This window comes from Ruegeria sp. BC3 (assembly GCF_056539265.1).
Window position 1 is genome coordinate 1 of sequence record NZ_JBQFUP010000006.1, and the last position, 15385, is coordinate 15385.

The 15385-nt window shown below is 51.6% G+C and carries 8 protein-coding genes; 3 read left to right on the forward strand and 5 right to left on the reverse strand.

Features of this window, described 5'->3' with window-relative positions:
• Positions 1 to 153 precede the first annotated feature (153 nt).
• Both thyX and ACR0MV_RS15950 read left to right on the forward strand, forming a co-directional pair.
• Positions 154 to 849, forward strand: coding sequence for an FAD-dependent thymidylate synthase (gene thyX / locus ACR0MV_RS15945; protein WP_480702776.1), 696 nt, complete (start codon positions 154 to 156; stop codon positions 847 to 849).
• A 446-nt stretch (positions 850 to 1295) separates the two neighbouring features.
• A complete protein-coding gene (locus tag ACR0MV_RS15950; protein WP_480702997.1) occupies positions 1296 to 4562 on the forward strand; it encodes a phospholipase D-like domain-containing protein in 3267 nt (1088 codons plus the stop codon).
• Positions 4563 to 4936: 374 nt separating this feature from the next.
• Here the strand turns inward: ACR0MV_RS15950 and ACR0MV_RS15955 are convergent, their stop codons facing one another.
• On the reverse strand, positions 4937 to 8980 hold the full coding sequence (locus ACR0MV_RS15955; protein ID WP_480702777.1) for a CHAT domain-containing protein: 4044 nt from the start codon (positions 8978 to 8980) through the stop codon (positions 4937 to 4939).
• Positions 8981 to 9001: 21 nt separating this feature from the next.
• Here ACR0MV_RS15955 and ACR0MV_RS15960 point away from each other — a divergent pair, with 21 nt between their 5' ends.
• The gene (locus tag ACR0MV_RS15960; protein WP_480702778.1) at positions 9002 to 10165 is read left to right on the forward strand and encodes a S1C family serine protease; all 1164 of its coding nucleotides are present in this window, start codon (positions 9002 to 9004) and stop codon (positions 10163 to 10165) included.
• Positions 10166 to 11546: 1381 nt separating this feature from the next.
• Here ACR0MV_RS15960 and ACR0MV_RS15965 read toward each other — a convergent pair.
• From ACR0MV_RS15965 to ACR0MV_RS15980, 4 genes are read right to left on the reverse strand one after another with little or no spacing between them, the layout of a single operon-like run.
• Positions 11547 to 13211, reverse strand: a complete 1665-nt coding sequence (locus ACR0MV_RS15965) for a hypothetical protein (protein ID WP_480702780.1) — start codon at positions 13209 to 13211, stop codon at positions 11547 to 11549.
• Positions 13204 to 14649: a hypothetical protein gene (locus tag ACR0MV_RS15970; protein WP_480702782.1), complete on the reverse strand. Its 1446-nt coding sequence runs from the start codon at positions 14647 to 14649 to the stop codon at positions 13204 to 13206. Before ACR0MV_RS15970 ends, ACR0MV_RS15965 begins: the two co-directional genes overlap by 8 nt.
• On the reverse strand, positions 14646 to 15185 hold the full coding sequence (locus tag ACR0MV_RS15975; RefSeq protein WP_480702784.1) for a hypothetical protein: 540 nt from the start codon (positions 15183 to 15185) through the stop codon (positions 14646 to 14648). The genes ACR0MV_RS15970 and ACR0MV_RS15975 overlap by 4 nt, the downstream gene beginning before the upstream one ends.
• Entirely contained in the window at positions 15182 to 15376 is a 195-nt protein-coding gene (locus ACR0MV_RS15980) for a helix-turn-helix domain-containing protein (RefSeq protein ID WP_170355731.1), read from the reverse strand. The genes ACR0MV_RS15975 and ACR0MV_RS15980 overlap by 4 nt, the downstream gene beginning before the upstream one ends.
• Positions 15377 to 15385 lie beyond the last annotated feature (9 nt).

The following is a 15385-nucleotide window of genomic DNA, read 5'->3' on the forward strand; positions in this document are numbered from 1 at the left end:
TCTCATCTCCACTCCTTGGCGGTTACGATGAGCCAGAAACCCTCTCTTATCAAATCTACTTAAACTGTCCCATTGGTGCTGACGTCAGACACTTATCCGAAGCTCTACCTCGTATCCCGACCTACACTGGTTAACGAAGGTCTGCAGTCTTTTTTGAAAGACAAAGGAGTCGGGTGGGCCTCAACGGAAGGTGTATCTGATGCTGAATTGGGTGTCGAGATTTGTGGGCGCGTCTGCTACATGTCGTTTTCGCGCGACACCTCCCGAATAAGGCATCCCAACGCCGAATATGTCGCAAATCTTATTGATAAGGGGCATGAAAGTGTGCTGGAGCACGCAAACTGGACGTTTATTCTAGATTGTGTCAGCCGAGCATTCACGCACCAGCTAGTGAGGCACAGAGTAGGCTTTTCCTACAGCCAGCTCTCTCAACAATACCACGATGAAGGTAAAGCGGAATTCGTGCGCCCGGCCGGATTGGCTGAAGAGGCATATGAAATTTGGGAAGAATTAACCAAGGCCGCACTAGAGGCATACCGCGAAGTATTGCGCTCTGTAGAAGCAAAGGGAGATTTGAATCCTAGCGAGAAAATTCGGCTAAGGCGCTCTGCTGCAAGGAGTATTCTACCCAACGCCACCATGACAACGATCTCAGTTACTGCGAATGCAAGAGCCTTGCGTGATTTTCTGCAAAAGCGTGGATCGATTTGGGGAGACATTGAAATGCGCCTTGTCAGCACTCTCATCTACGAAATGCTGCTTGCAGAGGCTCCAAGCTTGGTCGCTGATTTCAAACTTGTGAACTGCGATGATGGATGGACCGCTGTTGAACAAATTCGTGTTGGTTAGTCTCGTTAGGTTTTTATTCGACGAATAATAGCTGCTTGGTCGCCTGAACAGGCGAGAAAATAGACCTTGTACGCGTCTTCGCTGAGGGACATTCGAGTTTGCACGTAGCGGAACGCAGTCGCGCTTCGACAATTTCTGGACATATCTTTCTCAATCTTTTCCAGTAGGCTGCGTAAAGTAGAAAACTTTGGCGTGCGTCGCAGGTCCGCGCATTGGATGAAACGAGTCTACAAAGACCTTTGAGTGCGGGTAAACAGTAGGAAATGGCAACCATCGAGCGACAAGGCCTTATCTCTCGCTTCTTCTCCCGAACTACTGACGTTGATCGCGAGGAAAACGCGAAGGAGGGGCTCTCATCGTCCCAACATGACGCCTGGGGCGACAATGCCTCCCGCCCGGTCAGTGCCCTAGTCAAATCCTTACTACAGGAGTCCCACTGCTTGATCGTGACGGGCTATCAGGACTTCCTGTCATCTCTGACGATCTTGCTTGATACGATCGACGACCTTGGAAAACGCCCTGAGGGAAGCATTCGAATTGTCTTTGGCTCGAATACCGACTCTCGGCAGGTTTTCGGTGGTATTGGCCGATCGGTGGCAGATGAGGCGCGACAGCATTTCCTTGGTGCAAGAGGCTTTTCCGTTGTCGATTTGGCCGATCTGCGGGCAGTGCTTGCGATGGATGCTATTGAACGCGGCATCATCCAATTTCGCGTTTTTGATCCAGAATTGGCAAACGTTAGTTTGGGTCGAAGGCCGCCGATGCTTCATGCAAAGCTTTTTGTTGGGGAACAGACGGCGCTTTCGGGAAGTGCCAATTTCTCGATCAACGGATTGCGCCGAAACCTAGAATTCATGGACGATGTCGATGCCTGGCCCGAACTTACTGCGGCACGACGCGCTGCGGCAGAGCGATATTGGGATATAGGGCGAGACTGGACAGAAACGGCGTTGGAAATCCTGCGCTCCCTTATACGTTCTGTCACACCCGATGAAGCCGTGGCCAGGACAGTTCACGAGACAACCAGCTTCACGCCTTGGAGGGTCGCTGGCGAAACGAGCACCGGACGTCCTCCGCAACCATTCCAAGCTGATCTTGTCTATGAGGCGGCCGGAACGATCTACGAGCATGGTTTTTCGTTCGTAGAAGCGCCTACTGGCGCGGGAAAGACCGACATAGGCAAACACCTGGCAACCGTCTTACCCGTTTCCCATGGACAGACCGTGTTTTCTTGGGGTGAGCGCGCCGATCAACAACGACTGGGATCACTTGCCCTGATACCCGCCAGCGTTCTGAAAAACTGGACAACAAACGCACCAGCGAACTTCAAGCCGATTAAGCACAGCCACTTGTCACGACGTGGCAAAGAAGAAGCAACTGAACTTGAAGAAATCAACCGCGCCGTTCGTTCGTCTGCATCAATGATTGTTGATGAGAGTCATCGGCTGAGTTCTCGGTATCTGGCTCCTTCAGCGCGCTCGCTCGTGTTCGAGCGCAGCCCTGCAATCTGGACAGCCTGTTTGTCGGCCACGCTAATGGGGAACCAGGGTCTCGACGGTCTTCTTGCATTCCACGAGAAGCGCGCCTCGATCTATGTGCCCCCGGCTATCACAGACCAAATTAACGAGCACATGGCGAAGGTTCGAGAGCGTGGACGGCTCGTCCGCCACCTAGATGATGTAAATCGCCGAATCGAAGCCCAGAGCGTGCAGGACGATTTGTTTGATAGCGCTGAATCGCTACAGGATGAGGTAAACAACCTAGAGCGATCGCTGGAAACTCGAGGTCTGCAAATCAGCGCTCTCCAGGAAGGTCTAGCAGATGCACTCGCTCCCTATGTTGTCAGGCGCCAACGTCATTGCATAGGTGAAAGTCCCGACAGAAAATCAGGAGCTTTTGTCTATCCGACAATTCGAAGCCATCGGAAAGACACGATGCTAAGCGAGCAACAGCGTCTGATCATCGAACGGATCAAGACGCTGGCTGAATGCATCACGACAGGGATAACCCTTGTTTCTGCAGATCCCCAGCGCGCCGGTCAAACTGAAATCAAGTTCCATGACAAGTCGCGCATCCACATACGGAATTTTCTGGCGCTGTTGCGAGCTTCGGTAACATTCGCACGTGAAGAATGGGCACGTGAGCGCGATAGCGATGCAGATCAACGAGGACGTGCTTCAATCGGGGAAAACCTTCGCCGCGCAGAGAAACAGAATGCGCGTCGTACTGGTATTCCGGATGGCGAACTGCCGGAGGAAGTGACCGAAGAAGCCGATGACAGCGAGACACCGATCTGCGACCGGATCACTCGGCTACTAAAACATCCTAGCCTCGACAGTATTGACGAGGCGCGCGCCGGTGTTATGCGCGATATTCTCAAAAAACATGGTCATGCGATCTTCCTCGCCGAACGAGTCGGTGTGCTCGAAGTCTATGCAAGGCTTCTTGCAGGGCAGCGTGGGCGCGGCCCCGAGGTTTTTGTCGTTGCACCAGGAGCACGAATAAAGACCGGAAAGAAGTTGCACCACATTCGATCAGGAGCGGATGCGCAGGAGTACTTTGGGATCGACGGCAAGCATGTTGATCCGATGAAACCTCGTGCAATGTTTCTGACTTTCCAAATGGCAGAAGGTATCAACCTTCAGATTGCTTCCGCTCTTGGGATCATCGGTGTCACATCGGACGTGAAGAGCTTGATCCAAGGCCTCGGGCGGATTGATCGGATCGACAGTCCAAACTCTCGGATTCATTATTACACCTTCGACCTACCTGGGCTCGTCCTGTCGTCAGATCACAAGGCGCGCGCACGAGTTGCCAGCATCGCACTGCTATCGGGTGTCGGCGCGGATGATTTACCTTCTGAACTGGTAGAGTTTGCCGCCGGTGATTTGACCGATCTGGTGCTCGATCAAATCAAGAAACCTCGCATCCTCCGGCCTAGCAATTATTTCGATCAACTTGAAGATCTTCGACGCTCAGTACACCCAGATGTCCTTGGACGCGTTGAGGCCGCGAAGCCGCGAGGACTCTGGGGAGTCGACCTTTCCCTACTCTCATCCCTTGAACCAGCCACGATCTTGCTCTTGGGCGGTCGCACCGGGAGCCCACAAGACCCAAACATTCTGCCACCTCGCTTGCTCGCTGTGCGTGATATCGATGGGCGCGCAGAGATCATCGGCGACCAGACTGAAGCGGCCCGCCTCCTCTCGAGCGCCTATGCCGAAACTCAGCGTCGAGGCAAGCAAGATCACCGCCCAGATCTGTCAGAGATATCCACCACATTCGGCCGGATTGGTAGCACCTTGGCGCATTTGACTCATTGGGATATCCGCCCTGCACGGACCGTTTCTCTCCTTGCTTCTCTCGCAGGCTTTCTAGCTGGACAAGAATCGTCTGACGCCGGCCAAGAGCTGTTCGGGAACCTTACTTTGCCGGCACTGGAAAAGCTGGCCGAAGCCTGGGCTCACGAGCTCGACGTATTTTGGATTGAGGCAAAGGAAATGGTAAGTCAGAGAAGTGCTTCCGGCGCTGAGATCCCCGACTACCTCGGAATCGACGCAATCTTCAGCGAATTTAAAGGTCAGTCGGATGAAGTGCGTGATGCTGTCCGAGAGAGAATGAACCTTCTGTTTGATCAGTGCAGGGAAGTTTCAGACGGACAGCCGATAGATATTCTCAGCCGGGTTGCTGTGATCTTTGAAGCCCGGCCATAAAGATTGCGCCATGGCTAGTCGGTCTACTTAAAATGTAGTCTGAAGGCAGAGTGAGCGAACGGCCAAGCTAACTCTCAAACAAGCCAGACAAACTGCTGTACGTAAATTTGCGGGGTCTCAGAGCCGATCACCAACTCCGCCTAACCTGGATCGGCCAAGTGGCTAACTGGCCGGAAAGCCGGTGATAGGGTGGGGCCACCTGAATTTGTAGGGGATTAGTAGGGTATAAGGACCGTTTAGGGCCGTAATCACACATCTCAACAACCTGGCTTAGCGGTGATTGGCCAAATGTTGTTACTGTGATTTGACGCGATCGTTGTTTTTTAACGCTCAATCACTGTCCAAATTTCGGCGTGTCGTGCCAACCCTCAAAATTACCACCGAAACTCACCAACCATCGCGCCGTTAGAATAACTTCCGTAGACGAAAAGTTTGCCACCCTCAGTACGGGCTGCAAGCGGATGAACTGAGGACGCACTGGAGATGAATGCGCGTTCTATACCGCCGCCATCAGCAATTTTATTTACTACTGTCTCAGTGAATTGATAAGAATTCTCTGCCCTCGGCTGATTAGGGTCGAAGCCTAGAGACTTTTCTCCGGAAACCAATGCGCTGCTGGAGAATTTCCTTGTCCAGTCACTCACGACAATGAGTTGATCGTCGATTTCGTTAGCATATACGGCGTTGGAGTTTACTAACTGTGGGTCAATCCAAAGTGATTGAATGTCGCGATGATGGTCTTGAATCTCACCAACGAATGCTTGGCTGGTGTTTTCACACCGAGAAAACTTGGCTCCTGCCAACAATATTTTGTCGCCTTTTTGGACAGCTGAACTCACCCGAATACCCGGGGATATAGTCAGATCGACTTCGGCATGCTCGTCTCTGCGAATGCTAAAGACACGCGTCTCAAAATTTCCGGCACAAGGATCTGCAATCCCCGCCAAATCGCTAGAACCAACGAATTCTGTGGCAGGGAGAGACCTTAGCGAATGAATAATCAAAAAGTCATCTGGTCTCTGAAATATCCATCCAAAACTCTGAGAAAAGTCTGCGGCCTTCTCGTCCAAGACATCTTGGCGCAGTACTTCGCCGTCAAACAACCAAATTATTTCTAGCAGCTCTTTGATTTTTTTGTCTCTACAACAGCCGCGGCGGATTAAAGCTGCAACCAATGGGCTGCCGTCATCCGCCTCAAGGACCTTTGCGTCAAGGATTTGCGAAAAGCTTCCTGGGACAGGATATGTGGACCAGTCCCAAAGAGGCTCTCCATTGATGTCGTAGACGCCGATGTGGGCCGTCACAGTATTTGCTGCATCAGAAGTGTATCCTGCAGTTGCCAGGAACTGATCTGTAATGGCGACGGTCCCAGCACCCATCTTATCTGATACCATTTTTACTGAATTTTGCCCTGGCCAGGATGCTTCGAAAATGGATGAAAAGCGTGTTCCGTTCCATCGCCCGATTTTTGAAGTTGCGATCGCGCCTCCATCACTTACGTCGACATACAAAAACTCGCTGCCGGGATCATTTTCTCTGTCCAGACTGTGTAGTTCCAATTTTTGTCCATATGAGCTTTCTGCGCTTGATCGAGTGGAGTTACCAAGCAGAACGAATGGCGCCCAAAACCTAGGATGAGAAAACTCTAAGTCGCCTGAGTTCATTAACTCAATCTTGGCTAGTCGAAGTGCGTCGTCTAGAGCTTCACCGTCAGCGAGCGCGTACTTTGTAAATTGGGTGACTTGGAATTCACTCGAATAAGTCTCCACTGGCCATAAAGAAGCCAAAACGCTCTCAACTCCGGAAATCAAAAACGCATTTGATAAGCTTCGGAGGCCACTTGAAAATACACTGGTGTCGTAGTTGGCCGTGTTGCAAGCAGATAGAATTGCTAGTGTGGCGTCTAGGTTTAGAGCTGCGATTTCGGAACCAGTCAAAAGTCCGTCGTTCACGGCAAATACACCCCCTTGTTCACTAACAGGCGGCGAAAGCACCAAAGCAGGTTCTTCAAGGCCCGTAAGTTCGCCGGCAATAAGGCCATGTGTCGCAAACGAAATTACGTCTACGCTAGTTGTGGTTACATCCCTGAAACTTTGCTCCGTAGCGTCCGCTCCAAGCAACAACTCTGAGCGGTCAAAGAAGCTTGCGACGCTAATCAACTCGTCCCGTGTGTTGGGCAAAGATGCCAACTCGCTAACGGCGGCACTCAATTTGGCCGGTGATCTTGTGCTGGCGACTTCATAAGTGCCGCCTAATTGAGGATCGCCGATACCAAGAAATTTATTGCCTATTGGCTTGGCTGTTTGGTTTCCTGCTAAGAATTCCTGAACAGAGCCCGAATACCTTACTGATGCTTGATTTAGAAACCAGGGTTGTTCGTTAAGCCCCTTTTCTCCGTTTTCTAATGAGCTCGGCGCCGTTGTTAATACTTCAATTGGCACGCCGGAGCTGAGTTCTGAAGGAATGTAAGCTACCTTTGTAGCCCCCGCGAGACAGGGGGCGGAATCCGCTATTACGGTTTGGTATGCCTTGAAACTGGCTTCTAGCGGGAATTGTCGGTCTAGTTCAGGGTTGGGCGGGTGCGTGGCAGTTAGCGATAGCCTCAGCAACTTGAAGTTCAAATAGTCTTCTTGTTCCAACTTTCGAGTTGCCAACCAGGCTCCAGACTGTCTTACGCAAAATGAAATTAGCTGACCTATATACAGAGTTTGCAGTAGAAACGCTTCGTCTGATTCCAAGCTTTCTTGAACGTCCTCAATTGAAGGAATTAAGCTCTTTCCTGTTTCCGACGAGTTTAGGTTTTCGAGCCCAAAACGACTCATATCAATTAGTTCTACGAGTTCTTGGTGCGCGTATCTGTAATCTTTTATGCGTCCCTCAGAACCCTCTGATCTTGTTAGGTGGACAAGACTCTGAATCTCAACTTCTTGCATTCCCTGATTAAGTGATCGCCATTGATGCGCTAGGCGCCGTTCGGTCTCGTCCTGGAGGAAAGAATTGGCATACAGGAAATCTCCAGTTGTGTGCCTAGAGTTCCGTTGCAAAAGCTGAACCGACCGAAAAGCAAGTGGCATCAAGTTTTCTCGTCCCGAGGCACTTTTTGTGAAGTCAGCTAGAATAAAGCGATCAACAAACCTAGGAAGTGGGAACAGACCTGAGAAACCTGCAGCCCTGTCGTCCACGTAGTCCAAGACCTCCTGCACTGCTGCAGAAATCTCAGTTAATCCGTCTTCAGGGTCTCTACTATTTTTGGCTATACCATGCGCATAAAGTCGAAGAAGCTTATAGTATCGGTCGTCTTGGGATCCACCACTCTCAAAGCTGGTGGGCTTCGAAAACAACCTAATCCAGGGAAGGTCGATCAGCTCGTCTTTCTGTTTGGAAATTAAGGTTGTTGCCAAAGCGTGAAAAGCCTCGGAAGAGCTTTCTATCGTTTGATCTGTGTTATTCTCATCCAAAAAAAACTTTGTCGGGTTTTCGGTGTGGTACGCTTCTGCCGCGAGTGTATCACCAATTTGCAGAGCGTAAGCAGTCTGGAGGACCTTGATATACGAGAGTTTAAACTGGCGAACTGCCTCAGGAATCTCTAAGGATTCGGCAATTGAGAAGGCTTCTTCAAGCCTTTCAATGGCAATTAGAGTTTCTGCGCGAGTATCAGATTGAGCTAAAACTTCAGAAGTCTCGACTAAGTAGTCTACGTGAAGAACAGTGTTCCTTGGCAGGTTTGATAGAATGTAGCCATCGAGAGATGATATCAGTCGTCTTGCATACAAACTGTCTCCGAGTATGTGAGCCGTACGGATGATCAGAGATAACCCACGTGCTACCACATCCTTCGGAAGCCTGTCGTCCGCAAATGCCTGAGAAGCAAGCAGCCCTTGGATCATTCGAGAAATTGAACGCCTGGCCTCAAAAGGATTGTTCGATAAGTGATATCCAAGGGCTGCAAAGCGGTGAGCTACAAAGAACTCTTCCAAATCAAATTGGTAGTAACCCTGAGTTTCAAGTGTCAAAGCCCGTTTTGTGAGCTGATCGTAGTCACCGAAATACCAATCTACCACGCTGAACCAAATGTTTAACCGATTTAGGGAATGGTTTTGTAGTTCGTTAGGAATTGTCTGGCTATCAAATAACTCATTTGCCGCCTTAAGGTGATCACTGAAGCACCCGTAGTCCTCAATCTCCATGCAGACTCTGAGTTTGCTCAAGTTCAAAACAAAAAGTTGCGCGCTATCTTTTGTCTGTTGGAGCGCTTCGTCGGCAGTCTTTAGGGCTGCGCTGTATTTCCCAGATTTCCTAAGTTCTTCAATATTTTGTTCAATAATAGCAACGCGTTGATTTGTCTGAGCCGGGGTCTTCGAACCAAATAAGCATAGACATACCGCAAGTACTAATGTTGCATAGTTCAAGAAACGCACGATCAACTCCAAGGAACTCGGATGCAAAGCCAACAAAGCTTTTTAGTTACATCTATTCTGAGCCTAATAGTTCTATTTCAGTCAACCGCTTCCGTCAGGGCGGAAATCCCGGTCGTTCCAGAGGCTGGGCAAGCGAGCGAGACTGGCTTGTCGGTGGGTGCACAAGTAATATCAGGTGCTAAGCCATCGACTGTCGCTGCTTTGGTTTCTGACTTCAGATCAGAAGAGATATCTTTCAGAGGAGCAAAAGAGGCGGGGATATTCCGCGATGGAGCGCCAGCAGTCGTAATGGTTGCTACCGATGGCGGAAGTATTGGAAGCGGCTCGTTAATCAGCACTGCCGGGCAAATCATAACTAACTGGCACGTGGTGGAAGGTGAAGACCAGGTTTCTGTTGTTTTCTTTCCCACTAAAACAATGCCCAGCTCCGAAGATTACGTCGTATTACCCGCGAAAGTGGCGGCAACGGACGAAACGAAAGACCTAGCTTTGCTGAAGCTGGGATCACCGCCACCGCCTGATGCAAAGTTGATGAAATTAGGAGAAATCGGAAACTTGCAAATAGGTGACGATACGCACGCAATCGGACATCCCCATAGCTACGCTTGGACCTATACCAAAGGATATGTAAGTTCATTTAGGCCAACGTTTCAATGGGTTACGGAAAGTGGAATTAAGCATGAAGCGGACGTTATTCAGACGCAAACACCGATCAATCCTGGTAATTCTGGCGGACCACTTCTTAACGACAATGGCGAAATGATCGGCGTAAACTCCTTTTTAGATGGCGAAGGACAAGCCTTGAACTTTGCTGTTGCAATCAATGAAGTGCGCACGTTTTTAGACGAGGCAAGTAATTCAGCAGCTGCGCCCCAAAAGTGCGAAGGTGAAATTCTGTTTGATGGTCGTTCTGCTGATAATACGGCCGATATGCAAGAGTTTGACCGAAATTGCGACGGGGTAACCGACGCTTGGCTAATTGTCCCTGATAACGAGGATGAGCCAATCAAAATAGTCTTTGATGACCAGCAAGACGGACAACCAAACGGTGTAGTATCTGACGTAAATCGAGATGGGTCGTGGGATACTTCGATTTGGGACACTACTGGTGATGGAAAGGCAGATACTCAGGGCTTGCATGCAGACGGAGGGATTGATCCGTCTGGATATCGGGCGATATCCTAGTATCGCAGCTGACTAAAAACGCAGAATATTGCTGGGAATCGATTGATTTCAATTCACGGCTAGGCCTATCTCGCAAGAAGACTGGTGATGCGAATGGTTGAAGTCAGATCCCGACCGGTACCAATCGCTTCAGCGTGCCGGGTTTGCTTTGTCTCCAGGGTTTGGTAGGCCGGCTGCAGCGCGCAAAACCAAAATTCTACAAAAGGGCGCTTTGGCTATGAGCCCGTTTGCTTTGAACGGTAATCTTGCAGCGATCCGCTAGCCACAAAAGATGCAGCCTATCTCAACGTTTGAAAAAACAGCCCAGAATTTACACGAGCCTAACGCGTATTCGATTGTTAAGATTTTGGGGGCGCCAGGGGGTAGGGTCAGCCGATTTACTTGAGCGGAAGCTATAGGCCATCACGAACGCATACAGCGGAATTCAGGTACCTCATAGTCAATCTATTTAACGCAAGGCTTGAATCCCGGAACCTGAAACAGCCGCCATTTCGCGAAAACATTTTTGTTGCGATGGGCAAAGAGCGATGAAGCCACTGAGTAGAAGTCTGTTGATTCTTTAAAGATATCAAAGGGACAAACCTCAAAAACTCAATTTCCTTACGATATTTGCAGGTTCATCGTTTTTGACGCAAAGGATTGGAAACGCAGCCACAGATTTTCTAGTGACATGACAGTAGCGCGGCTCGTCGATCTAACTCTAGCTTCTCATACACTTGTAAGATTACGCCAAGCCTTCCAATCACCTTTCTGCGCTGCACTCCAGGCGGCAACCAAATTTGCCTTTTGCAATAGCCCGTGACGGGCTCCAAGCTTATCCGTCGCACGCCACTCGGGCGTTCGGGTCAATTCAAGCGTTGGAGGATTTTCAGAAAGCCACTCTCTGGCTTGCCGAACATCGCGGTTGGGACTGGGTGGAGTTCCGGCATATAGGCGCGCTCCGTGCTTGAGGCATTTCGGGGTCCCATAGGCCGCCCATCCCCTGCAGGGGGTACCGTCACGCTTAAGCGCAGTACAACGTTTCTGCACCCCCACACCGAAGCCATACTGCAGCGCCATTTTCATTGTAAGCGACTTATCTCGACTAACCGGTCGCAGATTGGCCAGCTGTCGCGCACGAGCTTCTGGATTGCTAGAAAGAGGCATGCTGAACCCTTCCACGAGGACCGACCCTGGCCTCAAGTTCGATCCATATTGCAACGGAACGCGCACCCCTTCCACCGCATGTCACCCATTATTTCTTCTGTAATACTTAGCCAAATTTGGCTTCCCGCGAAGAATAAGACTATGGGGTGATCAGGGGGCAAGGGGTGTGAGGAATTTGCCTGGCCTTCAGGCTGGTGCAGCGCCGCTAGCGCCGAAATACCTACCAAAAAAACCTTCAAAACTCGGCGACTTCGGCACGAAATGTTACCTTCTTGCGGCCGTTTGGCTTCTTCCCCAACGTCACCTTGAACTGATGTGTGCCGAAGCGACGCCGATCTAGAGGCGCAAGCAACTCGTTCACAGCGCGTGCCGATATTTCGCTTTCGTCGCTCTGGTGCTTCTTTCCTCGCGCCACGGCAAAGTTGTACAGCTGATCCTGGAAGCGGACGGCCATATCCCCTGGCATGAAGCCCTCACTGTTGATGCGAACCCTGGCGTCGGCGTCCTGATCCTTTCTTGCTGCCAGCCGGAGAAGCCCCAGGTCGGCCACACTCTTGGCGATCTTTTCCTGCTCGGCAACCATTGCTTCGACCAGATCGGCGGCGGCCTCATCGACAGATGTTAAAAAGCGATTCTCCGCCCATAAATCGTAAATCTCTATCCCCGTCCTCGAAGCAATCATCATGGGCGCCGCCACTTCATTCTCCCAATCACTAAACCGACCACCGGGTATGCGGGCAGCTGAACTGATGTCGGCTTGTGCGATTTTTGCGTAGGCGGAGAGGAGCGCAGAACGGTTCTCGACAGTGAAGCCAATCAGGTCCCTAGAGAAGAGACGTCCTGGTTTTGGCCCCATGAAATTCACCCAAAGCGCGCGAGACATACTGTCAGCCGATCCTGGCTGCATAGCATTTCCAGTGACGACGATGACGGGCAATGTCGAAACTTCCACCTCCTGTGTCTTACCTAGGATGCGAAGCCGCATAGTGTCGCTAGTGGCTGCTTTGTCTAAGGTCGCATTTCTCCAATGCCATCCATTAGGAAGATTGTCGAAAAGGATCATGGTCGGTGTCTCAATCAGCGCCGCCGCATAGGATTTCTGGAACTCTTGCCTGTCCTCGGGATACTCTGTGACGCCGGGTAGTCCGCCGGTAACCAATAGGTGGGCGGCTTCAGCGCTTGTCGTTTTGCCACTGTTCGGCTCGGGCGCATTCAGAAGGTAGATCGGACAACCGCGCCGGATCGACGTTGGTCGCTTTATGAGGGTTAAGGGCAGCGACAGAAAGTGCACCAGATCCTGAAAGTTATCAAAGCGAGCTTCCATCATCCAATCTTCGGCCAAAAAGTTGAATGCGTCCTGTGGTGACGAGTACATGTCTGGGTCTATTTCGACGTTTTTGCTGTCGATATAGAGCTTTGTCGGGGGGTGGTATCCGATAGATCCGGTAAGCAATTGTCCGTCCCACCACACCGGGTGATCAACAACCCCCGCCAACTCGCGCAGGCCACCGGTGGGCCCAAGATTTGCGATCGCTTTGATGATCCACGGGTCCATTCTTTTGCGGGCGATTTCTATCCGCCGACCGCTTTGCACGCGCCCGTACCATTCTACGGCGCGCTCCATGGGAACTATCAGGTTGGTTGTATCGGCCTTGATAGGACGCTTGCGCCGGACGAAGGGCGCACTCCTATCGATACCTTCTCGTAGGATTGCACTTTCTATCTCGGCCACGACGACCGTCGCGTCTGCGAAACAATATACCTCACCAAACCTATTCAGAGCATGCACAACAGCCGCAATGGTGGCGCTTCGATCGTCGCCCTCGTCAGGCACGACGACGCGATTTGCGCAAAGGTGACCCTCAATCATTTTCAGCACGTTGTTCAAATCATCAGCCATCGATTTGTTTATTCACCCATTCTGAAATGACTTTTTGCTCGTTTGTATTAAGGCGCGAGAGCGCCCTTACAGCAGCTTCGATGCGCTGCTCCCGATTTGGAAGTCGGCGTCTTGCTCGCTCAGCGTCCCGCCGCGCGTTGGTCGCCTGCGTTTTGCGGGCGCTATCGATTTGCGAGATAAGCCAAGTAACACTGGCACCAATATCCGCGCCCATGACGCCTATGCTGATAAGCATGCGTACTATTTCTGCATCGCCCCAACCATCTTGGCACAACAGCCAAGAGATGCTGTTAACACGGCGTTTCCAATCGTCTGATCCAGCAGTCGTGGTTTTGGCGTGACGGACGTGTTCCAGCAACACCGGGTCGGCGGCACCAAGGCTCATATCGGAGCGCATCTTGCGGAAAACCGCGCGGCGCTCTGCACGGACGGCCTCATCTAGACTGCCCACATCTGGACCACCTGACCGGCGCACCCAGTCAAGGAAAGCTTCCGTGGTGCGTCCATATTCAACACTCGAGCATCGGTGAAAGCAGTGAAATGAGCGATAGGGATCGGAACTCGTAGGCGGTCGGTAACCTGTGCCCTGGATTTCTCCTTCAGTATGCTCGTCGTGCCAGGGGCAAACGACGTCGATCCAACCATGATCGCCCCTGTCTCCAAGGATCATCCCTTGGGCATCAAGCCAAACTAGCACTGGGTCGTCGCCGATGCTGACGGGCGCGGGATCACCTGCTGCAAGAGGCGCTGGGCCGTTTGACCTCACTAGTTTGCTGGCGGCCTGGAGATCGAGACCCAGCCCTGTAATGACTTCTGATTCACTGAAATGCCCGCCAGTCCACGCGACCAACTCTGCGCGGTATGTTTTGCCATAGGGCAAGGAACCTGGCAGCCTTACTAGCCGCAGCGGGTTCTGTCCGCCCGGATCATTCACACCAGCAATGATAGCAGCATCGAGCAGCAGTTTTGCGCGCTGATAGTCACGCACAGGCTCATCAAAGATATAGCCCCACTGCTGCGATCCTGGTTTAGTCTCCACCACAAAGCTCGGCTCCATTTCGGGAGCCTTAATAGTCCGGTCACCTTTTTTTTGACCAACGTCGTCAAGCACAAGAACTGCCATCCCGCACCAGGTACTCTTGGTTCGTCGAAACTTACTCCGATCGACGATCGTTGGATCCTTCGGAAGGTGAAGACCGACACCAAAATGCGTGTGAAACTCCTGTACATTGCTCGCGGGCCAAGCATACGCGGGAAATGTGGGTCTTCCCCGCAATAGATGGGTGGCTGCAATACAGCCTGTTTCACTCGCTTTGGCCGCATGAAAGACTGCCTCCAGAAACTCTGCGTTGTTTTCTGGAAGACTTGAATGCCTGTGTGTTGATCGCTCAGCGCGAGCGAGTCGCTGACTCTTTTGGTTCAGTTCTTCGCAACTCATGTTTTGACCCCTGCGGCCACTAGTTTGGCCTCAACTCTGGGCATCACGAACTCATGCATTTCAGCGAAGTCGAAATTCACCCACGCGGAGTTGTCATAGCCGCCTCGGCCATTTCCCATCCACGAAACCCGTCCAACCGGAATGATCTTCGTTACGTGGGGCGCAAATGGCGCGAACCATTGACCAGTGAGCCAATCCGAAGGGATCAGGAGCCATGCACGACACTCTGCTGCTAGCAGCGCATTGAGCACGCGCAGTCTACTTTTCGTTCCGTACGGGGGGTTCGTGACTACTAGATGCTGTGGCCACCGATCCGCGACATCAGCAGTCTCGATCGCCAGATCGCGGGGCTCAGTGTCGTAAGCCTCTGAAATTTTGAACCCTTGCGCTTCCAATCGTGCGGCAAGCATGTTCGCGCCTGCACACGGCTCCGAGATTTGTTCCTTCGGATCCAAATACGGCACTAGCCTGTCGGTCACGGACTCGGGCGTATCAACTTTGTCATCCTTGATCAGTGTGTGGCCACGTTTGCTCATGCTGCACCACGCGGTGGAACAACATGTCGCTCACGAAAGGCATCAAGGCTTTCACGCGTCACTCGGCGAGCTCGCGGGCCAACCTTGTAAGAAACCAGCTCACCGCGGCGGATAAGATCCCAAATTGTGCGATCCGAGACTGCGATCTCGGCCGCGGCGTCAGCGATTCTAAGGTCAGGCTCGCGTTCCATAGTTACTCC